20 protein-coding genes are annotated in these 20699 nt (G+C 70.9%); 9 read left to right on the top strand and 11 right to left on the bottom strand.

What is annotated here, in order from left to right; translation table 11 throughout:
• The first annotated feature begins 35 nt into the window (after window positions 1-35).
• A complete protein-coding gene (locus tag ACLQ2O_RS24930) occupies window positions 36-980 on the top strand; it encodes a hypothetical protein (RefSeq protein WP_425835424.1) in 945 nt (314 codons plus the stop codon).
• Here the strand turns inward: ACLQ2O_RS24930 and ACLQ2O_RS24935 are convergent.
• From ACLQ2O_RS24935 to ACLQ2O_RS24945, 3 genes are read right to left on the bottom strand one after another with little or no spacing between them, the layout of a single operon-like run.
• A complete protein-coding gene (locus tag ACLQ2O_RS24935; RefSeq protein ID WP_425835426.1) occupies window positions 912-2108 on the bottom strand; it encodes a Dyp-type peroxidase in 1197 nt (398 codons plus the stop codon). The two genes, ACLQ2O_RS24930 and ACLQ2O_RS24935, sit on opposite strands and share 69 nt — an antisense overlap.
• Complete coding sequence (locus ACLQ2O_RS24940; protein WP_425835428.1) at window positions 2105-2638, bottom strand: copper chaperone PCu(A)C; 534 nt, start codon at window positions 2636-2638, stop codon at window positions 2105-2107. The genes ACLQ2O_RS24935 and ACLQ2O_RS24940 overlap by 4 nt, the downstream gene beginning before the upstream one ends.
• A gap of 16 nt (window positions 2639-2654) precedes the next feature.
• Window positions 2655-3443 (bottom strand): TetR/AcrR family transcriptional regulator, encoded by a 789-nt coding sequence (locus ACLQ2O_RS24945; protein WP_425835430.1) that lies wholly within the window; start codon window positions 3441-3443, stop codon window positions 2655-2657.
• Between the two features lie 180 nt (window positions 3444-3623).
• On the opposite strand from ACLQ2O_RS24945, the gene ACLQ2O_RS24950 reads away from it, so the two are divergent.
• A complete protein-coding gene (locus ACLQ2O_RS24950) occupies window positions 3624-4424 on the top strand; it encodes an ABC transporter ATP-binding protein (RefSeq protein WP_425835432.1) in 801 nt (266 codons plus the stop codon).
• Window positions 4421-5755: an FtsX-like permease family protein gene (locus tag ACLQ2O_RS24955; protein ID WP_425835434.1), complete on the top strand. Its 1335-nt coding sequence runs from the start codon at window positions 4421-4423 to the stop codon at window positions 5753-5755. Before ACLQ2O_RS24950 ends, ACLQ2O_RS24955 begins: the two co-directional genes overlap by 4 nt.
• A 39-nt stretch (window positions 5756-5794) precedes the next feature.
• Here ACLQ2O_RS24955 and cphA read toward each other — a convergent pair whose 3' ends face one another.
• The 3 genes from cphA to ACLQ2O_RS24970 all read right to left on the bottom strand — a co-directional run bounded on the left by cphA (window position 5795) and on the right by ACLQ2O_RS24970 (window position 10492).
• Window positions 5795-8617, bottom strand: coding sequence for a cyanophycin synthetase (gene cphA, locus ACLQ2O_RS24960; RefSeq protein WP_425835436.1), 2823 nt, complete (start codon window positions 8615-8617; stop codon window positions 5795-5797).
• A complete protein-coding gene (locus ACLQ2O_RS24965) occupies window positions 8614-9696 on the bottom strand; it encodes a cyanophycinase (protein ID WP_425835437.1) in 1083 nt (360 codons plus the stop codon). Before ACLQ2O_RS24965 ends, cphA begins: the two co-directional genes overlap by 4 nt.
• 64 nt (window positions 9697-9760) lie before the next feature.
• Window positions 9761-10492, bottom strand: a complete 732-nt coding sequence (locus ACLQ2O_RS24970) for a phosphotransferase enzyme family protein (protein WP_425835439.1) — start codon at window positions 10490-10492, stop codon at window positions 9761-9763.
• 277 nt (window positions 10493-10769) lie between these two features.
• Between ACLQ2O_RS24970 and ACLQ2O_RS24975 the strand changes: the two genes are divergently transcribed.
• The gene (locus tag ACLQ2O_RS24975; RefSeq protein ID WP_425835441.1) at window positions 10770-11366 is read left to right on the top strand and encodes a hypothetical protein; all 597 of its coding nucleotides are present in this window, start codon (window positions 10770-10772) and stop codon (window positions 11364-11366) included.
• A 94-nt stretch (window positions 11367-11460) separates the two neighbouring features.
• Here ACLQ2O_RS24975 and ACLQ2O_RS24980 read toward each other — a convergent pair whose 3' ends face one another.
• Window positions 11461-11640: a hypothetical protein gene (locus ACLQ2O_RS24980; protein WP_425835443.1), complete on the bottom strand. Its 180-nt coding sequence runs from the start codon at window positions 11638-11640 to the stop codon at window positions 11461-11463.
• A 258-nt stretch (window positions 11641-11898) separates the two neighbouring features.
• Entirely contained in the window at window positions 11899-12804 is a 906-nt protein-coding gene (locus tag ACLQ2O_RS24985; RefSeq protein ID WP_425835444.1) for a GNAT family N-acetyltransferase, read from the bottom strand.
• A gap of 149 nt (window positions 12805-12953) precedes the next feature.
• Here ACLQ2O_RS24985 and ACLQ2O_RS24990 point away from each other — a divergent pair, with 149 nt between their 5' ends.
• Together ACLQ2O_RS24990 and ACLQ2O_RS24995 are read left to right on the top strand one after the other, a co-directional pair.
• Window positions 12954-13772 (top strand): hypothetical protein, encoded by an 819-nt coding sequence (locus ACLQ2O_RS24990; protein ID WP_425835446.1) that lies wholly within the window; start codon window positions 12954-12956, stop codon window positions 13770-13772.
• Window positions 13773-13901: 129 nt separating this feature from the next.
• A complete protein-coding gene (locus tag ACLQ2O_RS24995; RefSeq protein WP_425835448.1) occupies window positions 13902-14741 on the top strand; it encodes a hypothetical protein in 840 nt (279 codons plus the stop codon).
• On the opposite strand, the gene ACLQ2O_RS25000 is transcribed toward ACLQ2O_RS24995, so the two are convergent.
• Window positions 14734-15936 carry an MFS transporter gene (locus ACLQ2O_RS25000; protein ID WP_425835450.1) on the bottom strand — a complete coding sequence of 401 codons (1203 nt, stop codon included), beginning with the start codon at window positions 15934-15936 and terminating at the stop codon, window positions 14734-14736. The genes ACLQ2O_RS24995 and ACLQ2O_RS25000 overlap by 8 nt on opposite strands.
• 69 nt (window positions 15937-16005) lie before the next feature.
• On the opposite strand from ACLQ2O_RS25000, the gene ACLQ2O_RS25005 reads away from it, so the two are divergent.
• On the top strand, window positions 16006-16893 hold the full coding sequence (locus tag ACLQ2O_RS25005; protein ID WP_425835452.1) for a LysR family transcriptional regulator: 888 nt from the start codon (window positions 16006-16008) through the stop codon (window positions 16891-16893).
• A gap of 3 nt (window positions 16894-16896) precedes the next feature.
• Here the strand turns inward: ACLQ2O_RS25005 and serB are convergent, their stop codons facing one another.
• Window positions 16897-18108, bottom strand: coding sequence for a phosphoserine phosphatase SerB (gene serB / locus ACLQ2O_RS25010; RefSeq protein WP_425835454.1), 1212 nt, complete (start codon window positions 18106-18108; stop codon window positions 16897-16899).
• Window positions 18109-18303: 195 nt separating this feature from the next.
• Complete coding sequence (locus tag ACLQ2O_RS25015; protein WP_425835456.1) at window positions 18304-19038, bottom strand: hypothetical protein; 735 nt, start codon at window positions 19036-19038, stop codon at window positions 18304-18306.
• 88 nt (window positions 19039-19126) lie between these two features.
• Here ACLQ2O_RS25015 and ACLQ2O_RS25020 point away from each other — a divergent pair, with 88 nt between their 5' ends.
• Window positions 19127-19909, top strand: coding sequence for an ABC transporter ATP-binding protein (locus ACLQ2O_RS25020; RefSeq protein WP_425835458.1), 783 nt, complete (start codon window positions 19127-19129; stop codon window positions 19907-19909).
• A gap of 138 nt (window positions 19910-20047) precedes the next feature.
• Window positions 20048-20632 (top strand): NfeD family protein, encoded by a 585-nt coding sequence (locus ACLQ2O_RS25025; RefSeq protein WP_425835460.1) that lies wholly within the window; start codon window positions 20048-20050, stop codon window positions 20630-20632.
• Window positions 20633-20699 lie beyond the last annotated feature (67 nt).

Below are 20699 nucleotides of genomic sequence, written 5' to 3' on the forward strand. Positions count from 1 at the left end.
CCCGGCCCCCGGTTCGGGGGCGAAATCGGGGTGACATGCGCTACCTGTGGGCCGTCCCAGCGGCAGTGATCGGCTGGTTCCTGGCGGGCTTCGCCCCGAGCTACCTGGCCGGCCTGCCCGACGCGGCGACGACGTTCGTGCCGGCCTCCAGCAGCCGGATCGACCTGCTCGTGCTCGGTGGCTTCGCCGGGGGAGTGGCGGCCGGGTTCCTGCTCGGCCGCATCCGGTACGCCGTACCGCTGGTGCTGGTGGTTGCCGGGGGCACGTGGTGGCTCAGCGGGCACACACTGTCCGGGCGCGAACTGCTGATCACGTTGCTCGCGGCAAGTGCCGTCGGCGCCTTCTTCGGTGCCCTCGGCACCCGAAGCTCGGTGGTCGCCGCGTTCGCGCTGGCGCTCCCGCTGGCCTGGTACGCCGCCCGCCCCGCCGGGGACCTCAGCCCCGACTTCCGGTGGCTCTGGCAGCTCAACGGGCTGCTCGTCGCGGTCGGTCTGACGATCGTGCTGTACGTGTGCTGCTGGCGTCGCGGCTGGCGCTCGGCGTACTTCTGGCCGGTCCTGATCGCGACCTACCTCGTCTCGTTCGCGGTCGTGGACGGCGTCCGCGCCGTCGCCTCGACCGCGGGCCGGTCGAGCGACGAGATCGCCGACGCCGGGACCGACGGCTTCTTCCAGGCCTTCGAACCGCTGCTGCGCGAGTACTGGCCCTGGATGGTGCTCGCCGTCCTGCTGGCGATCCCGATGACCGCGCTCAAGCTGCGCGCCCTGCCGCCGCCCCCACCCCCGCTCGACCCGTACGCCGGCCGCACCAACGACGCCGTCCTGTCCGACGACCTCGACTGGATCGACCAGCACGAGCCCGAGCGCAAGCTGCTGGCTCGTTATCACCGCACGACGCCGGAGGAAGCCGGCTCAAGCGAGGAGATCGCGCCCGAGCCAGCCGTCTTCGTGCCATCCCGGGAGGATCGCGAAGACGGCTGAGCCGATCGTCGTCGTCCACTCGTTCAACGCGTCGGCGGCGTCCAGCCGGGCCAGCAGCGGGAGGAACTGTCCGGCGACATTGGCCTGGTAGCTGAGGAAGATCAGGCCGCTCTCGCGCGTCGCTCCGCTGTCCTGGGCGTAGTTCAGGCCCTTGCGGAAGATGCGGCGCCCGTCGTTGGTGCTGTGGTGGGAGAGCCGGGCGTGCGCGTTCTCGGCGATCACCAGCCGCCCGTCGGCGTCCCGCGCCTCCAGGTCGAGCTCGTCGTGCTCGGCCGCGCCGGTCACCGGCGCACCGGTCGAGAGCTTCCGCCCGACGGCGCGCTCCTGCTCGGAGCGGGTCAGCTCGTCCCAGGTGTCCAGGTTCATCCGGATCCGCCGTACGACGAGCATCGTGCCGCCGCGGAACCACTCCGGCCCGTCGGCCCACACCGTCGCGTCGAACTCCGGCGTCCCGACCGCCGGGTTCCCGGTCCCGTCGACCTGGCCGAACAGGTTCCGCCCGGTCACCGGCTTGCCGTCCGGGCCGGTCCCGTTCCAGAAGCCGGTCTGCCGCCACACCGGCCTCGCGAACGGCGCCGCGTCCGCGACCAGCCGCCGTACGGCGTGCACGACGCTGACCGGGTCGTCGGCCCCGACCTGGATCAGCAGGTCGCCGCCGGACCAGGCCGGGAGCAGCCGGTCGTGACGCATCACCGGCAGGTCGTCGAGCCCGCGCGGCTTGTACGCCGTGAGGCCGGGCCGGGTGAACACGCGCGGCCCGAACCCGACCGTCACGGTCAGCGCCGCGTTCGGGACCGCGAGCTCGGGCGCGGTGTCGCCGGGGGTGGGTCGGCCCTCGGTCAGCGCGACGATGTCCGTGCTCCACAACCGCATCAGGCGGCCGAGGGCGCCGCGGTCGGTGCTGCTGAGCAGGTTGAGGGCGACCAGTTCGGCGTGCTTCGGCGTCGGCGCCGCGATCGCGGGCTGGTGGTCGCCGTACGGGCTGAGGTCCCGCGACGGCACGGCCTCGGCCGGCGCAGGGTTGTTGCTCAGAGCAACAGCTGTGCCGGAGACGGCGGCGCCCGCCGCGGCGACTCCGGCGTACGAGAGGAGCTGCCGGCGCGAGGGGCCCGAGCTTGCCGAGGTCAAGAGGCGGGCGTCGGGGTCTCGGAGGGGTGGTAGTGCTCTTCCTCCTCGGTGAAGTTCTTCACCGGGAGGGTGAGGTCGTGAGTGGTGCCGTCGGAGAACTTCAGCGTCAGCGGCACCTCGTCACCGGGCTTCAGCGGCTGCTTGAGGTCCATCAGCATCACGTGGTCGCCGCTCGGCGCGAGATGGGCGTGCGATCCGGCCGGTACGGCGATGCCGCCGGCCTTCTCCTGCATCACCATCGCGCCGTCCTTCATGGTCATCTCGTGCAGCTGCACGGTGCCGGCCACCGGGGAGGTTGCCGAGGTCAACTTGATCTCGGCGCCACCCGGGTTGGTCAGCGACATGAAGGCCGCCGTCATCGTGGTGTCCTTGGCGCCGGCCGTCGTACGGACCCAGGCGTCCTCGACCAGCACGCTCGGCGTACTGACCGACGGCGCGGAGTCCGCGGCCGCCGAGTCGGCCGAACCGCAGGAGGACACCAGGAGGGGGAGGGCGACGGCCAGGCAGGCCATCAGCAACTTCGTCTTCACGGACAGCCAACGACCGTCACCCGGGTTGAGTTCCGGCCTCCGCAGTGTCGCGGCTCACCCCGGGCCCGATCATCGCGGCGATCCCGTCGAGCAGGCGTCCGAGGCCGAACTCGAACATCCGCTCCGGTGTGACCGCGTCGTACTCGGCCGGGCCGAAGCGGGAGATCATCGGCAGCTCCCGCGCCGCGAGCGCGGTGCTGAGCGCCTCCTGGCGTAACGCCGTCCACTCTTCTCTGCTGAGCCGGCTCGCCGCCTCGGTCTCCGCGTGCAGGCCCAGCGCCACGCCCTGCAGGTGAGTGCTGAGCATGATCGCCACCTGGATCATCACCGGGAACGGCAGCCCGAGGCCGTCGACGGCGCGCATCCGCCAGTCGGTGTAGGCCATCACGTTCGGGGCGAGTGGCGGACGGGTGATCGAGGCAACCAAGCGTGCCGACCACGGATGCGCTCGGTACACCGCCCATTCCGCCCAGGCCGACAGCTCCAGCTTGTCGCGCCAGCCGGCTGGGCCCGGCTCGGGCAGCGGCTGCTCGGCGAAGACGTGGTCGACCATGAGGTCGACGAGGACCTCGCGCCCGGCGACGTACCGGTAGAGCGACATCGCTCCCGCGCCGAGCCGGGCGGCCGTCCCGCGCATGGAGATCGCGTCGGGGCCTTCCTCGTCGCCGAGCGCGACGGCCGCGGAGACGATCGCTTCCAGCGTCAGGACCGTGGTGTCCTCGGAGGTGGTTGCCTGGCGCAACCGGTACGCGCGGGACCGGCAGGCGCGGCTGCAGTACTTCGCCGGTCGCCCGGTCCCGCTCACGGGCAGCTCCCGGCCGCACACCTGACATCGCACCACTGGCTGCCTCCCTCGTCGCGTGACGAAACTCTACCGTCTTCCTGGTTTCGTCACACGGAGGGGGTTGGATAGTAGGGTTTTCTCTACCTCGGCAGTGGTTCTGACCACCGCTGAGAAACGTCACGCTCGTCGTACGGTGTACTCATGACTCGTACAGAACCTGCACCGGCCGCCGTCCGGCTCGAGAACGTGGTGAAGATCTACGGCGAAGGACCGAGTGCGGTGACCGCGCTCGACCACGTCTCGATCGCGTTCCCGGCCACCGGCTTCGTCGCCGTGATGGGCCCGTCCGGCTCCGGCAAGAGCAGCTTGCTGCACTGCGCGGCCGGGCTCGACCGGCCGACCTCCGGCTCGGTCACCGTCGCCGGCACCGAACTCTCCGCTCTCGACGACCGCGCGCTGACCCTGCTGCGCCGCCGGCAACTCGGGTTCGTCTTCCAGGCCTTCAACCTGTTGCCCACGTTGACCGTCCGGCAGAACGTGCTGCTGCCGCTCGAGTTCGGCCGGCGCCGGGTGTCACCGGCCGCCGTCGACCGGCTGCTCGACCGTCTCGGTCTGGGGGAGCGGGCCGACCACTTCCCGAGCGAGCTGTCCGGCGGTCAGCAGCAGCGCGTCGCCATCGCCCGGGCGGTCCTCGCCGAGCCCGCGGTGATCTTCGCCGACGAGCCGACCGGAGCCCTGGACACCAGCGCCGCCGCGGAGGTGCTCGCGCTGCTGCGGGAGGCCGCGTCCCGGCAGACGATCGTGATGGTCACCCACGACCCGGTCGCCGCGTCGTCCGCGGACCGCGTGGTGTTCTTCGCCGACGGCCGGATCGCCGACGTGATGGAGAGCCCGGCCCCGGAGGCTGTCGCCACGCGGATGACCCGCTTGGGCGCCCGTGCCCGCACCGCCCCCTCATCAGCCGCCGGCGAGCGGTCCTTGATCGGAGGGACTCACCGATGATCCGTTTCGCACTCCGCGGCGTCCGCCGCCGCTGGACCTCGTACCTCGCCGCCGGCGCCGTCCTGTTCGCGGGCACCGCGCTGCTGACTGCCTTCGCGTTGCTGCTCGAGACCGGCCTGGCCCCGGGGGCCGCCGGCAACGACACGCTGGTCATGCTGCCCGCGATCCTCGGCGGCTGGACCGTCCTGATCGTCGTGTTCGGCGTGGTGTCGACGATCGCGCTCACCGTCCAGCAGCGTGAGCGCGAGCTCGCCCTGCTCCGCTCGATCGCCGCCACCGTCGGTCAGGTCCGCCGGGTGGTGGTGGCCGAGGTGCTCGCGGTCGCCGTACCGGCGATTGCCCTGGGCATCCTTCCCGGTGTCGGCCTCGGCGCCTTCGTGCTGTCCCGGCTCAGGGCCGCCGGTACGGCGCCGGACGGCCTCGGTCCGCAGGTCGGATCGATCACGCTGCTCGGCGGTGCCGCGCTGGCGGTCGTCTCCGCACTGGTCGCGGCGATCGTCGCCAGTCGGCGCGCAGGCGCCGTACCGCCGATCCGTGCGCTGGCTGCGGCGTCCGTTTCCAGAGGACCCGCCCTGAGTCGAGTACGACGGACAGCCGGGCTGGTGTCGACCGCACTCGGGGCCGCGCTGAGCATCACCACCTTCTTCATGCCGAACGACGCGATGCTGTCGAGCACCGCCGGCCCGGCCGGCGTCGCCGTCGCGATCGGCCTGGCGTTGCTCAGTCCGGCGCTGATCCCGGGCCTCGGGCGGGTCGCCGGCCGGCTGATCGGGGCGCCGGTACGACAGGCGGGGCGGAACCTCACGGTCGAGCCGGGCCGGGCCGCCGTGGTGGTCGCGCCGCTGGTGCTGCTGATCGGCATCGCGGGCGGAACCCTGTACCTGCAGGCGACGGAGGACAGCGTGCAGACCGGCCCGCGGACGCCGGGCGACGTCGCGTCGCTGTCGTCGGTCAACTACCTGATCGTCGCGATGATCGTGGCGTTCTGCGCGATCCTCGTGCTGAACACGTTGATCGCGGCGACCCGGCGCCGGCGGCGGGAGTTCGGCCTGCTGCGGCTGACGGCCGCGACGCGGTCCCAGGTGATCGGGATCGTGCTGGCCGAGACGCTGCTGACCGGCGGACTGGCGACGGTGCTCGGCACGATCGCCGCGGTCAGCACCACCGCGCCGTACAGCATGGTGCGGACCGGCTCGCTGATTCCTGCCGGGTCGATCTGGATTTATGTCGGCGTGGTCGCCGGAGGTTTCGCGCTGGCCTTCCTCGCGACCCTGCCGACGACCGTCCGCTCGCTGTGGACGCCACCGGTCGAAGCGATCGCCGCCGTCTGACCGCGGCGCGGCGCCGGTCCTCGGCGCCGCGCCCTGAGGTCAGGCGGGGTCGTCGGTCGGCTCGTCCTCCGGCCGGACGAAGTCGGGGTCGCCACCCTCGTCGCCGGAGCGCGCGCCGGCCTGCGCGAGGTGGGACACCGACTCGAGCTCGGCCAGCACCGACTGGTGCTGGTCGACGCACAGCACGACCAGGTCGCCCCGGTTGGACCGGCCGAGCGCGTACCGGACCGCGTCGAGCTCCTCGAGCACCAGGTCGACCGACCGGCACCGCGCACCGGCGGCGATCGCGGACTTCACGCCCTCGATGATCAGCTCCGCCGACTCGCCGCGCTTGCGGCCCCGCAGCCGGGTGTCCTCCCGCACGATCAGTACGTCGAAGTGCTGGGCCGCGACCTCGCCCAGCTCGCGCATGTCGTCGTCGCGCCGGTCGCCCGCGGTCGCGATCACGCCGATCCGGGACGGCCGCCCGAGGTCGGACGACGCACCGAGGCTCTCACCGATCCGGTCCACGAAGTCGCCGAGCATCCGCATCGCCGGCGCGTTGTGGCAGTAGTCGACGATCACGTGCCGGCCGTCGACCTCGATCTCGTTCAGCCGGCCCGGCGACAGGTAGTACGACGTACTGAACGTGCGCAGGCCCTGGCGGATGTCGTGCAGCGGCGCACCGGCCGCGAACGCCGCGGCGGCCGCCGCCATCACGTTCTGCACGTTCATCATCGCCCGGCCGCCGAACGTTGCCGGCAGCAAGTGGGTCCAGGCCAGCTGCATCGAGCGGCGGCCGTGCTTCATGATGATCATGTCGCCCAGCTCGGACCGCTCCAGCACGACCGCGCGGCCACCGCGGCGGCAGTGCCCCTCGATGTACTCGCGCACCTCGCTGCCGGCCTCGGCCATGCTGAACCAGACCACCTGCCCGGAGCACTTGCGGCGCATCTTCCGCACCAGCGGGTCGTCGGCGTTCAGTACGGCGAAGCCCGTCCGCGGCACCGCCTCGACCAGTACGGCCTTCACGTCGGCCAGCTGCTCGAGCGTGTCGATGCCCCGCAGCCCGAGGTGGTCGGGCTGGATGTTGAGTACGACGGCCACGTCGTTGCGCTCGTAACCGAGGCCCTCGCGCAGGATGCCGCCGCGGGCGACCTCGAAGACCGCGAAGTCGACGCGCGGGTTCTGCAGCACCATCCGGGCCGACTTCGGTCCGGACGCGTCGGACCGGATCACCAGCCGCTCGTCGATCACGATCCCGTCGGTCGACGTCATGCCGACCTTGCGGCCCATGCCCTTGAAGACGTGGCTGATCATCCGCGACGTGGTGGTCTTGCCATTGGTCCCGGTCACCGCGATGATCGGGATCCGGCTGGTCGCACCGGGTGGGAACAGCATGTCGACGACCGGCTTGGCGATGTACTGCGGTTCGCCGATCGTCGGGTTGGTGTGCATCCGGAAGCCCGGCGCCGCGTTCACCTCGCAGATCGCGCCACCGGTCTCGCGCACCGGCTGGGTGATGTCGGGGCAGATGAAGTCGATCCCGGCGATGTCCAGCCCGATCATCCGGGCGGCCTCCTCGGCGATCTCGACGTTCTCCGGGTGCGCCTCGTAGGTGCGGTCGATCGAGATCCCACCGGTGGACATGTTGCCGGTCAGCGTGAGCTTCACCGTCACGTCCTCCGGCGGTACGTCGTCCAGCGCGAAGCCCTGGCTGCGGACCAGCTCACGGGCGGCGGCGTTGACGGTGATCCGGGTCAGGATCTTCTCGTGCCCGACGCCGCGGCGCGGGTCGGCGTTGGTGATCTCGACCAGCTCGGCGACCGTGTGCATGCCGTCGCCGACCACGTGGGCCGGGACGCGCTCGGCGATCGCCTCCATCCGGCCGTTGATGATCAGGCAGCGGTAGTCGCGGCCGGTGACGAAGTTCTCCACGATCACCGAACCGCGCCGGGACTGGTCCTGCGCGATCGGGAACGCCTCGCGGACCGCGTCCGCGTCGGCAAGGTTCAGGCAGACACCGCGGCCGTGGTTGCCGTCGAGCGGCTTGCAGACGACCGGGTAGCCGATCTTGTTCGCGACGGTGACCGCGTCCTCGACCGTACGGACCGAGTCCGAGCGGGGGACCGGCAGGCCGGCCGAGGCGAGCAGGCGGGTGGTCAGGTCCTTGTCACCGGCCACGTCGACCGCGATCGAACCGGTCTCGGACGTCATCGTGGCGCGGATGCGCTTCGCGTGCACGCCCTGGCCGAGCTGGACCAGGCTGGCCTTGTTCAGCCGGATCCACGGGATGTCGCGGGAGGTCGCCTCGTCCACGATCGCCTGCGTCGACGGACCGAACGCCGTGCGCTCGGCCTGCTTGATGAACCGCTCGAGCTCGGTGGTGAAGTCGAAGTCCGGGTCCGCCTGGACCAGGTGGTTGACGAACCGGACGGCCAGCTCGCCGGCGGCCAGGCCGACCGCCTCGTCGGCGTACGCGTAGATGATGTTGTAGCGGCCGGGGATGCCCTTGACCTGGCGGGTCTTGCCACGCCGCAGGTCGTGGCCGGCCTCCTGCTGCAGCTGCAGGGCGACGTGCTCGGCGATGTGGCCGAGCCAGGTGCCCTCCTGCAGCCGCTCGATGAAGCCGCCGCGGCGGCCGCGCGAGCAGTGGTGCTGGTCGAGCCGGGGCAGGTCGGCGAGCAGCGCCTCGGTGAAACCGTCGATCGTGTCCGACGGCCATTCCTCCAGCGATCCCAGGTCGACCACCAGGTGGATGGCCGGCTCGTAGCTCCAGATGTTCGGGCCGCGGAAGACCCAGGTCTCGATGATCTTCAGGTCGGGGCTCGGCGAACCCTGCGGATCGGCGGACTTACGGCGCTGGGGGGCGGTCTCGGTCATTGCGTCGTCCTATTGTCTGGTTGCGGCTCGGGAGCCGGCTCGGTGTCTGGTCGGCTGAGTTCGGCGCCCGCGCTCAAAGGCTCGGTCGCCTCCGGTCTGGACTCCGTCGCCGGCGACACCCGCCGGGCGACGCGCTTGCCGGCGCGCCGCTTGTGCTCGGCGTAGTGCCGCGGGGAGACACCATCGGCCGCGATGTCGCGGGCCAGCTTGCGCAGGTCCGCCTCGGCCTGCTCGATCTCGGCCAGCTCCTCGGCCGGGGGCTGCGGCCCGTACGACAGCAGGGCGCGGGCGCGCAGGTCGAAGGTCGCGGTGGCCGGGAGGACGTGCAGGACGACACCCGAGGCGAGGATCGCCTCGGAACGCTTCGCGTAGTGGGCGTTGGAGGTGATCCGGCTGCCGTCGAAGATCGTCACGGCACCCCGCCCGACAACCTCCAGATGAGACCCCCGGACGACGGCCGCGGTGTCCTCGTCGACGCCGATGCCGAGCAGCCCGGGGGACTGGGCGACCAGCGAGAGGAGCCGGCCGTACCGGTTCCGCTGGGCGAAGTGCTGGTCGACGATCGCGCCCTGGACCAGACCGAGACCACCGGCGAGCTGGCTCATCCGCTGACGAGGGGTGGCGCCGGAGCGGCCGAAGGCGATCATGTGCTCGGCGAGAATGCTGGCGCCGGCCGACGTACCGCCGACTGCGGCACCACGGCGGTGGGCGGCGGTGACGGCCCGGCCGAACGCCGTACCGGTGACCACGCCGCTCAGCTTGAGCTGGTTGCCGCCGGTCATGAAGATGCCGGTGGCGTTGTCCAGCGGCTCGATGAACGCGGGGTCGTCGGCGTCCTCCCGGTTCTCCGGGCGCACCCCGACCACACTGGCCGCACCGAGCGCGGCGAACAGCGCGGAGTACACGTCCGTCACGTCCGGCCCCAGGGCGGAGGCCGTGGGCACCACCACGATCCGCGCCTTCGACCCACCGGCCGCCTCGACGAACTCCTGCAGCACCATCCGCTTCTTCAGCTTGTCCTCGGCCCCACCGATCGCGAAGAGAGCACCCGGCCCGCTGCTCACCACCTGTTCAGACATAGCCGAAGAATAGGTCACGCCCTCCGGAGGAGCCGCACGCGCGAGCCTCGGCGGTGAGCGGCAATCAGACCGCTCTGACTTCGGCGAGCTGTTCGATGGCGAACTCGTGGCCCCAGCAACGGGCGGCGTCCCACGCGGCGAACGCTTGCGCGGCGATGTCGTGTGCAGCGTCGCTGAGATCGGCCGCGTTGTGGGGCAGCAACAGGTCGAAGTCCGCGGCATCGACGTGCGCCTCGTCCCAGTCGATGATCCCGACCCGATCGGCGGTCATGCGGATGTTGCCCGGCGTCGGGTCGCTGTGAACGACACAGGTCTGATGCCCGGTGAGCCGAGCCCAGGCCGCTCGGCATCGGGCGACGCCCTCCGGCGGCATCGCTCCGAGGTCGATCTTCGTCCCGGTCTCCGCGTGCAGGAGATCGGTCGACGAACGCCAGCCCGGGCGTTGCGGCCAGCCTTGCGTCAACCGGTGCAGCCGGCGCAGCGTGTCGGCCACACGGCGCCAGTCGGCCGCTGTCTCGGGCGGTTCGCCCTCCACGTAGGACATCACCACCAGACCCTCAGCGAACAGCCGGCCGTCCGTCGTGGCGACCGGCACCGGCACCGTCAGCCCTTGGCGGTCAAGACGCCGCAGCAGGTCGGTCTCCCAGGCAAGATCGGCATCACTGCGGGCGCCGAGACGGGCAACCGCGTACTGGCCGTTGACACGCACGCTCCACACCTCGTTGACGACCCCGCCACTGAGCGGTTCTCTCCGAGCGACGTCGTTACCCCACTGCTCGAGCGCTTCCCATCCCATGGGTCAGATCATCCTCGATGTTGAGACAGTGCCGATGAACGGGTCGCGGCGTGCGGCGTGCGGCTGGACGACGGGGCTGTGGGATCCTCCGCGGGTGAAGAAGATGATGACATCGGTGGTTGTGGCTGGGGTGCTGGTTCTGGCGGCGGGGTGTGGGGGCTCCGACGACTCCGCTGGTGCGCCCGTGGTGGCGGACAGCAAGGTGACTGCGCTGTCGCAGGGGGACTTTTCGGTGAAGGTTCAGGCGGCGCTGGCGGGTAAGAAGACGTTTCAGGTTGTGACTACGACGACGGACGAAGACGGGCCGGCTACGTTCACCACGGACGTTCGGCTGGATGGCGCGGCGGCGGACGTGCAGGGGAGTGCGTTGGAGAGCACGCTGGTGCGGGTTGGCGGCACGCTGTACGGCAAGGGTGGCCAGCTGTCCAGCGATCCGAAGAAGCCGTGGGTGAAGTACGACCCGGCGGCGAAGAACGCCGCGGGGAAGGACGCGTCGGCGCTCATGGCCGGGGCGATGCTTCAACTGCTCGGCGCTCAGCTGGACCAGTACCGGGTGGCGGTGTCGACCGCGCCGTACGCGACGGACTTCAAGAGCGTGGCCGGTGAGCCGGTCGACGGCGTGGCGACGACGAAGTACACGATGACGGTGAACGTGCTGAAGGCGACCCAGGCGAAGGCGTTCGGGCAGTACCTGACGTCGGAGACGGCGGCTCGGTCCGGGCTGTCCGAGTTGCCGGTGGAGGTCACCGTGGATGCCGACTCGCTGCCGCGGACGTTCGCCTACGAGGCCGACGGCGCGAAGGTCAGCGGCACGTTCGGCAAGTTCGGCGAGCCGGTCACGATCACGGCTCCGGCGGCCACCGAGATCGCCTGATTCCTGTACGACGGAAGCCGCGGCCAGGATCCTGGCCGCGGCTTCGCTGCGACCTAGCGGCCGAAGGCGAACCAGTTGACGTTGCCGAGCTGGCTCAGGTTCTGGCCGCCGCCGGAGTCGTGCCGCCGCCCTTCGTGGAAACGGCCACGTAGTCGACGACCATCGGGTGGCCGGGCACGGTCTCGGCGCGCGGCGTCGGACCGTTGAGCGCGTCGGGGAACGCGCCGCCCATCGCGACGTTCAGCAGGATGAAGTAGCCCGCGTGCGAGGTCATGCTCGCCCAGGTGTCGGCCGGCAGCTGCGCCTGCGTGACGGAGTGGAACTGCTGCCCGTCGACGTACCAGCGGAACGCGTTCGGCGTCGTACTGGTGTCCCACTCGAACCGGTAGGTGTGGAAGGCCGACTGGCAGCTCGACCCTGGTCCTGGTCGGTGTGTTCGGGCGGGGACGCATCATGACCTCCCTGGATGGATTACGCCTATGGGAGCGCTCTCATCGCCGAGAGTCAACAGCTCGTCACGATCCGGTGCGACTCAGACCCTCCCGCGCAGCACCGTCGAGCTGCGGCGCACGGTCATCCCGAGCCGCTCGTACATCGCCAGCGCGCCCGTCCCGGAGTGCGTCCACAGCGTCAGCGTCGTCCGGCCCTCGGCGTGCATCGCCCGCGCCGCGACCGCGAGCAGAGCCTTCGCGACGCCACGACCACGCTGGTCCTTCCGTACGGCGACCTGCTCGACGTACCCGTCGTCGGAATCGGGCAGGTCGAGACTGAGCACGGCGCCGATCAGCTCGTCACCGACGAAGGCGACCGGCGACTTCCCGGGCGCGAAGCTCGAACGCTCGATGCTCATCCGCGCCCACTCGTCGTACTCCTTGCGTCGCGGCTGCCAGTCGTCGAACGCGTCCTCGATCACCTGGTACGCCGCCCGCGCGTCACCAGGCCGGAACGTCCGGGTCGTCACGCCGTCGGGGAGCTCGACCTTCAGATCCGTGGCCGGCATCTCCAGCTGCCAGTTCGTCGCCAGCACCTCGTACCCGCGCGAGCGCAACAGTTCCGCGCCGGCCTGGTCCAGGTCCTCGACGGTCTGGGAGACCCACTCGACCCCGACCTCGGCGGCGCGGGCCTCCACCCAGCCGAGCAGCGCGCTGCCGATCCCACGACCGTGGAAGGCCGGAGCCACGTCGACCTGCGCGCGCCGGCCGCGGTTGATCCAGGCCCAGCCCGCGAGCTCGCCGTCGGCGGCGTGCACGAGCAGGCTGTCGACGGTCGCGTCGAGCCCCGGCCGGGTCAACGCGGCCTCGATCCCGTCGGCGCCGGTCTCGACCACGCCGATGGTCTCGCGCTCGACCGCGCTCACCAGGTCGTGCACCGCCGGTACGTCGGCGGTGGTCGCGGGGCGGGCGGTGAAGGTCTCCGGCAGGTCCACGGGTGAGGGCATGCGCGCGATCCTGCCTTCCGTCGTACGGCGGCCGCAAACGCGTTTCGTCCTGGTAGGTCACACAGTGTTTGCGGGGACCGCGGGATCTGTCACCATGTGAGCGAAACCGGGTCGGCCTGTTCGCGATCCCCGCCTCGAGGAGTATGGCTGTGCGTATCGCGAAGGCCGGCGCCGTCATCGCCGTGCTGGGTCTGGCCGCCTGTGGGACGACCACGGCCGCCGGACCGACCTCCACCGCTTCGACCACGACGACCGCCGGTACGCCGTCCGCGCCGCCGCGGCAGTCGGCGACGATGCCGAGCGACGACGGGCTGTCGCCCACGAACCTCGCGTCGGAGCTGCTCGGCCGGCTGGCCGCGAAGGGCACGTTCCGCGTCGTCTCCCGGACGACGACCGCCGCGGGCGACGTCGCCGTCGTCACGGCCGACCTGCGGATCGCCGGCGACCACGCCGGCCTGATCGCGACCGGTGGCGGGCGGAAGGTGATCAAGTCCGACAGCGCGGTGTACCTCAAGGACGCGGCGCTCACCGGGGACAAGGCGCGACCGTGGTCCGAGCTCGCCGCCGGCGGTCAGTCGAGCCGTTCCGGCAGGCAGCTGCTGCGCGCGGCCCAGGTACACGCGCTGATCGGTGGCGCGGCGCACGCGAGGACCTTCCAGCGCGGTGACCGGATCACCGTCAACGGCGTACCGGCTCAGGAGTACGTCGTCGACGTCGACCTGCCGCGGGCCGCCGCGGCCGGCGCGATGGACGGCTACCTGACCACGGCCGCCACGGAATCGTTGCCTGAGGCCCTTACTCTGCGGATCGCCGTCGACGCGCGCTGCCTGCCGCTGCAGCTCCGCTTCACCCTCGACGACCGCACCACCGGCCGCGCCGACGTGGTCGCCACCTTCAGCCGCTTCGGCCAGAAGCTCACCATCACCCCACCGCCCGCCCGCAAGATCGGCACCCCCGCAACCACCTAGCCCCTGCAACTTGTTGCAACGCCGTCGGTTAGGCCCACGAGTTGCCGCTGTGTCACCATCTGACCCGAGTCGGGTCGACCTGATCGGGAGCAGCAAGACCCTCATCCCTTCTCACGAGGAGTCCTTGCTGTGCGTTCGACCCTGCCTGCCCTGATCGCGGGCACCGCCGTTCTGCTGCTCACCGCCGCCTGCGGCACCGACGACCCCGCTCCGGTTGCCGCTCCGGCGACCACGCCGACGCTCGCGGCCAGTACGCCGACGCCGACCGGGCCACCGGAGCCCGTCGAGCTGACCAAGGCGACCTTCGCGCCGAAGGTGCTCGGCGCCCTGCGCGCGGCCGGGACGTTCCGGACGACCGCACAATTTGCCGACGGCTCGCCTGGCTTGGACCCGACGCTCACCGCGGACATCCGGCTCAAGGGATCGGTGACCGACGCGGTGGTCACGAGTGACGAGGGCTTGCCGGTCAGACGGATCGGCAAGGTGCTCTACATGGAGAACGACGAGCTGACCGGTGACCCGAAGAGGCCGTGGGTGAAGCTCGATCTGGCCGGCAAGGATCCCAACGTGCTCGCGGCGGCGCTGGTGGTGGTCCAGGATCTGAATCGAGCGATGATCCACCAGTTGATCGGGGGAGCGGCCCACGCGACGAAGTTCCAGGACAGGGGCGTCGACGTGAGACTAGGTGTGCAGGTGCGCCAGTACTCGATGAGTTTCGATCTCAAGAAGGCCACTGCGGCGCGGGTCTTCGGGGTGTACCTCGACGAGACCGACGCGAAGACACTGCTGCCCCAGTTCAGCATGTCCGTGGAGGTCGATGCGCAAAACCGGCCGCGGCGGGTCAACTTCCACCTGAACGACATGAAGGGGGGAGATGTCGCCGTCGAGGCGCGGTTCGGCCACTTCGGTGCCAAGCTGCCGGTCGTCGCGCCACCTGCCGCGAAGACCGGCAAGCTCGACCTCAGCTGACGCTGCGGGGTGACCCGGTCAGACCGCGGAGCAGGACGGCGAGCGTGACCAGGGCGATGCCGAACCACACCACGCTCGTCACGCCGGCGTGGTCGGCGAACAGGCCGCCGATCAGCGCGCCGAGTGCGATGCAGGTGTTGTACGCCATCGTGTTGAGCGACATCGCGGCCTCGAACTCCTGGGGCGCGGCCGACAGCGTCATGGTGATCTGACTCAGCTGTACGACGCCGAAAGCCAGCCCCCACAAGGTCATCGCGACGATCACCCCGGCGTCGTTCTTCCCGGCGACCAGCAGCAGGACGAGCGCGGTGACCATGGCGAGCCCACCGACGACGAAGCTGCCGCGCAGGCTGCGGGTGACGGTGTGGCCGCCGACGAAGTTGCCGATCGCGCCGCCGATCCCGAACACGATCAGGACGACGGTGACGAAGCCGACGCCGGCCGACGCGTCCTGCTCGAGGTAGGGCCGGACGAAGGTGTACGCGCCGAAGTGGCCGAGCACGAAGAGTACGACCATGATCAGCACCACGCGCAGCGGCACGTTCTTGACCGGCAGGCTGAACACCTCCCGGACCGAGACCGCGTTGGCCGAGGGCAGCGACGGGACCGTGACGGCGACCGCGAGCATGATCACCGCACTGAGCGCCGCCCAGATCGCGAAGGTGGTGCGCCAGCTGGTCGCGCTCTCCAGCAGGGTGCCGAGCGGGATGCCGACGACGGTGGCGATCGAGATGCCGGACATCACGACGGCCGCGGCCCGGCCGGCGTGCTTCGGCGCGACGATGCGCATCGCCATGCTGACGCCGATCGCCCAGAAGACGCCGCTGGCGAAGCCCATCAGCATCCGGGTGCCGAGGATCAGCGGGTAGCTCGGGGCGATCGAGGTGATCAGGTTGCCGGCCGCCAGCACGGCCAGCAGCGTGGCCAGCAGCTTGCGCCGGTTGACGCGCCGGCTCCACGCGACGATGAACGGTACGCCGAGCCCGGCCGCGACCCCCTGCGCCGTCACCATCAGGCCGGCGGCGCCGACGGAGACGTCGAGGCTCTCGCTGAGCGGGGTGAGCAGGCCGATCGGCATCAGCTCGGTGGTCAGGAAGACGAACAGGCTGGCGGTGATGGCAGCCACGCCCAGCCATCCCCGGACCGGGGACACCTGCTGGGACGACGTGGCTGTCGTGTCTTCACGAGTGGTCATGGTCCCAAGTCTTGGCCGGGAACCATCGATGGGTCCAACACATGCTTGTCACTCGATTGATCTCGGATCATGATTGATCCCGTGGAGCTCCAGCAGATGCGGTACGTCGTCGCCGTCGCCGAGACGAACAACTTCACCCGGGCCGCCCAGCGCTGCCTCGTGGTCCAGTCGGCGCTCAGCCACCAGATCGCACGGCTGGAGCACGAACTGGGCGCGCGGCTGTTCGAACGCACCAGCCGCCGGGTCCGGCTGACCGCGGCCGGCGCGGCTTTCCTGCCCGTCGCCCGGCAGTGCCTGGACGCGGCGGAACGCGCCGCCGCCGAGGTCGCGGCGACGATCGGCGAGGTGCGCGGCCACCTCGCGCTCGGGACGATCCCCTCGGTCGCGGCCGTGGACGTTCCCGCCGTCGTCAGGGAGTTCCACCAGCGGCACCCGAAGGTGCGGGTCAGCTTCGCGGTGGGCGCGAGCAACGAGCTCACCGAGCAGGTCCGCCAGGGTGAGCTGGAGGTCGCCTTCCTGGGCATCCCGGTCGCGGCCCGCCCCCAAGGCGTGGTGGCTCGCGAGCTGGCCACCGAGCGGCTGGTCGCCGTGGTCTCCCCGGACCACCACCTGGCCGGCGAGACCTCGATCGACCTGCGGAGCCTGTCCGAGGAGATCTTCGTGGACCTGCCCGCGAAGACCGCCGGCCGCGCCCAGTCCGACCTGGCCTTCACCGCCGCGGGCCTCACCCGCCAGGTCGCCTTCGAGGTGACCAACGCGGACTACCTCACGCGTCTGGTCGCCGCCGGACTGGGCGTGGCGATGCTTCCACCGTCGTACGTCGCGACGATGGCCGGGCTGGTCGCGATCGAGGTCGTCGACGCACCGGAACGCGCCGAGTACCTGATCTGGGGCCGCGGTCCGCGCAGCCCAGCGGCCACAGCCTTCCTGGAGCTGCTGGGCCACGCGCCGGAATGAGCCTCAGCCGAGGCCGTCGGCCGCCTCGACTTCTTCGCGGGAGATGCCCAGCAGGTACAGGATCGTGTCCAGGTACGGCACGCTCAGGTGGGTGTCGGCCGCGGCGCGGACGACCGGCTTGGCGTTGAACGCGACCCCGAGCCCGGCCGCGGCCAGCATGTCCAGGTCGTTGGCGCCGTCGCCGATCGCGACGGTCTGCGACAACGGCGTACGGGACAGCTCGGCGAACCGGCGCAGCGCGACCGCCTTGCCGGGCCGGTCGACGATCTCGCCGACCACCTTGCCGGTGAGCTTGCCGTCGACGATCTCGAGCTGGTTGGCCGCGGAGTAGTCGATGCCGAGGTCGGCGGCGATCTTGTCGGTGATCTGGCTGAAGCCGCCGCTGACGATCGCGAACTGGTACCCGAGCCGCTTCAGCGTCCGGACCAGGGTCCGCGCGCCCGGCGCGAGCTGGATCGCGGCGTACACCTCGTCGAGTGCGCCGGCCGGCAAACCCTCCAGCGTCGCGACCCGGTGGTGCAGCGACTCGGCGAACTCGAGCTCACCACGCATCGCCTGCTCGGTGACCGCCGCGACCTCCGCCTCCCGGCCGGCGTGGGCGGCGAGCATCTCGATCACCTCGCCCTGGATCAGGGTCGAGTCGACGTCCATCACGATCAGCCGCTTGGCGCGCCGGTACAATCCACCAGCCTGTACGGCGACGTCGAGACCCTGCTGCACACCCTCCAGCGCGAGGATCGTGCGCAGTGCGTCGGTGTCGGCACCGGAGACCGCGATCTCGACGGCGGTCACCGGGTAGCGCGCCATCCGGCTGATCCGGTCGATGTTCGCGCCGGTGTCGGCGATCCGCCCGGCGATCGCGGCGAACCCCTCGGCGGTCAGCGGCGAGCCGATCACGGTGACCTGGGTGCGGCCCTTGCGGCGCGGTTCGTTGTCGCCGACACCTTTCTTGACGTCGATGTCGACGTCGAGCAGCTCGGCGAGCTCCTTCAGCTCCTTCTTGAGCTGCTTGTGGTCACGCGGTGCCGACAGCAGGACGCCGAGCACGAGCCGCCCGCGCAGCACGACCTGCTCGGCGTCGATCACCTCGAGCCCACGACTCGCGATCGTCGACAGCACCGCCGACGTCAAACCCGGTCGGTCCGTACCGGTCAACGTGACCAGCAGGGTCGGGCGATCCAACGGCGGCGTCTCGTGCTCAGGCTGTCCAGTCATCGCAGGACGGAAATCTATCCGAGCCAGCCCAGTCCGTGGACGCCCGGTCCAGATCCGCCGCCCACCCCACCCCATTCCGACTTTGAGCACGGCTCAGCCACATTTCCGGCCTCGTGGTGGCTGGTGGGTGCACAAAGTGCGCTTCAGGGGGAGGGATAGGAGGTGGGGAAGGGGTTGTGGAGGTGGAGATGGGGGTTACTGCGGGGTGAAGGGGCCGCAGGCGGCGACCAGGGCTCGGCGGGCTGAGGCGGCGAGTTCCGTGAGGGCCCGACGGCGGGCGTCGGCCTCGGCTCCGGTGACCGCGGCGCCGTCGTCCTCGAGCGCCGCGTCGGCGATGGCCAGACAGCGGCGGGCGGTCGCGGCGGCCTTGACCGCGCGGGCGTCGTACCCGGGAGCGAGGTCGTCGCCCTTGCTCTGGCCGATCTTGCGGATGTCGATCAGTGCGTCGGCGATCTCCGGCTTCCAGCGCGCGACGTCCAACGCGGCCAGCGACTCCGCCGCCTCGATCAACGCAGCCCGCAGTCCACGATCGGCCTCGCCGAGATCCGCCGGCGGCGGGCTCTGTGCCATGAGCACCGACCACTGCACCGCCGGTCCGACGTACGCCGGAACCAGTCCGATCCCAGCACCGGACAGTACGACGGCCTCGCCCGCTTCGAGCGCGGACTCGTTGAACGCCGGGGGACCGGCCAGCCCGATCGGATCGCCCGGCACGGGCAGGGCGAGGTAGGCCTCACGTGCTCCGGCGGCGCGCAGCAGATTGAGCGCCACCGGCAACGTCGCGGGCTCCGGATGCGCTGCGAGCCCGGCGACGTGGTGCCCGACGTCAGGGCCGAGGATCCGGTGGGCGGCGGTGTCGGGATCGCACGTCCCGGCAAGCATCGCGTTCGTCCACACGGTGAAACGCACCGAGGCGGCAGTGGTCAGCACACCGGCAAGTCTCCCACCACGCCGAAGGGGGGCCGACACCAGCAGGGTCCTCGCCGAAACTCTTCGGCCACCCCGTAGGTTTTGTCCCATGACTGCTGTGGTGGAGCTGGCCGGGATCACGGTCGTCCGGGGTGGGACGAGTCTGCTGGACGGCATCGACTGGACCGTCGACGAGACCGACCGGTGGGTGGTGATCGGCCCGAACGGCGCCGGCAAGACGACCATGCTGCAGGTGCTCGCGGCCCAGATGCACCCGACGGCCGGTGTGGTCGGGCTGCTCGGCGAGGTGCTCGGCGCGGTCGACGTGTTCGAGCTGCGTCCGCGGATCGGTCTGACCAGCGCGGCGCTGGCCGACAAGTTGCCGAGGGCCGAGCGGGTCTCCGACGTCGTCGTCTCGGCGTCGTACGCGGTGATGGGCCGGTGGAACGAGGAGTACGACGAGCTCGACCACCAGCGCGCGAAGGAACTGCTGACCGAACTCGGCATCGACCACCTCGCCGACCGCACCTTCGGCACGCTGTCCGAAGGTGAGCGCAAGCGGGTACAGATCGCCCGCGCGCTGATGACGGATCCCGAGCTGATGCTGCTCGACGAGCCGGCCGCCGGTCTCGACCTGACCGGGCGCGAGCAGCTGGTCCGCTCGCTCAGCTCGATCGCGACCGCCGAAGGCGCGCCCGCGATGGTGCTGGTCACCCATCACGTCGAGGAGATCCCGCCGGGCTTCACGCACGCCCTGCTGCTCAAGCAGGGCCGCGTCGTCGCCGCCGGCCCGATCGAGCAGGCCCTCACCTCAGAAACCCTGAGCGAGACCTTCGACCTGGCGCTCACCCTCCAGCACTTCGACGGCCGCTACACCGCCCGCGCCTTCTAGCCCGGGGTTTCTTCCACCCTCCGGAGTACTGTCGAAGACAGAGCATCTCAGTCACGGCTGGGGAATCCGGAAAGGTTCGGGCTGCGTCCGACGGGTGGTGGACCTGCCAGAGGTCCCGATCGCGGATAGGGTTGGCAGATGATGGATTGGCTGCGCGAAAACGTCTGGGCCGCCTGGCTCGGAATCGCCGTCGTGCTCGGCCTGGCGGAGCTGGCCACGCTCGACTTCACCCTGTTGATGCTGGCCGCGGGCGCGCTCGCCGCGACCGGTGCCGCCGCACTGTTCCCCGGTCTGCTCTGGTTGCAGATCGTCGTCGGCCTGCTGACCGCGGCCGCGATGCTCGGCGCGATCCGCCCGCTGCTGGTCCGCAAGATCCACCACGGCGTGGAGATGAAGACCGGCTCCCAGCACGTGATCGGCCGGACCGGCGTGGTGGTCAAGGAGATCCACCCCGACAGCGTCGGCTCGATCAAGCTCGGCGGCGAGCTGTGGACCGCGCGCCCGTTCGACGACCTGACCGCGATCCCCCCGGGAACGCGGGTCGAGGTGATGCAGGTCGACGGCGCGACCGCGGTCGTCTACCCGGTCGGCCTGCCGCTGGGGCACCACGAGCACGAAGCCATCCAGCACGAAGCCACCCAGCCTGAGCCCGCTCAGCACGAGCGCACTCAGCCTGACGCCCAGGCGACCGACGGCAAGCCGGACTCCGACCCGCCGCGCTGAACGCCGTACCGGAGTTCGTCCGAACGACTCCGGATCGTGAGGGAACCGGGCTGGGCAGTGGCCCGTC

This window comes from Kribbella sp. DT2, assembly GCF_049844575.1.
Lineage (GTDB): Bacteria > Actinomycetota > Actinomycetes > Propionibacteriales > Kribbellaceae > Kribbella.

Bases quoted from the DNA above. Each gene is read 5' to 3' on its own strand.
- ACLQ2O_RS24930 (WP_425835424.1), top strand. From the start codon at position 36: ATGCGCTACCTGTGGGCCGTCCCAGCGGCAGTGATCGGCTGGTTCCTG.
- ACLQ2O_RS24955 (WP_425835434.1), top strand. From the start codon at position 4,421: ATGATCCGTTTCGCACTCCGCGGCGTCCGCCGCCGCTGGACCTCGTAC.
- ACLQ2O_RS24980 (WP_425835443.1), bottom strand. From the start codon at position 11,640: ATGACCTCGCACGCGGGCTACTTCATCCTGCTGAACGTCGCGATGGGC.
- ACLQ2O_RS24965 (WP_425835437.1), bottom strand. From the start codon at position 9,696: ATGTCTGAACAGGTGGTGAGCAGCGGGCCGGGTGCTCTCTTCGCGATC.
- cphA (WP_425835436.1), bottom strand. From the start codon at position 8,617: ATGACCGAGACCGCCCCCCAGCGCCGTAAGTCCGCCGATCCGCAGGGT.
- ACLQ2O_RS25020 (WP_425835458.1), top strand. From the start codon at position 19,127: ATGACTGCTGTGGTGGAGCTGGCCGGGATCACGGTCGTCCGGGGTGGG.
- ACLQ2O_RS24985 (WP_425835444.1), bottom strand. From the start codon at position 12,804: ATGCCCTCACCCGTGGACCTGCCGGAGACCTTCACCGCCCGCCCCGCG.
- ACLQ2O_RS25000 (WP_425835450.1), bottom strand. From the start codon at position 15,936: ATGACCACTCGTGAAGACACGACAGCCACGTCGTCCCAGCAGGTGTCC.
- ACLQ2O_RS24950 (WP_425835432.1), top strand. From the start codon at position 3,624: ATGACTCGTACAGAACCTGCACCGGCCGCCGTCCGGCTCGAGAACGTG.
- ACLQ2O_RS25005 (WP_425835452.1), top strand. From the start codon at position 16,006: ATGATTGATCCCGTGGAGCTCCAGCAGATGCGGTACGTCGTCGCCGTC.
- ACLQ2O_RS24970 (WP_425835439.1), bottom strand. From the start codon at position 10,492: ATGGGATGGGAAGCGCTCGAGCAGTGGGGTAACGACGTCGCTCGGAGA.
- ACLQ2O_RS25025 (WP_425835460.1), top strand. From the start codon at position 20,048: ATGATGGATTGGCTGCGCGAAAACGTCTGGGCCGCCTGGCTCGGAATC.
- serB (WP_425835454.1), bottom strand. From the start codon at position 18,108: ATGACTGGACAGCCTGAGCACGAGACGCCGCCGTTGGATCGCCCGACC.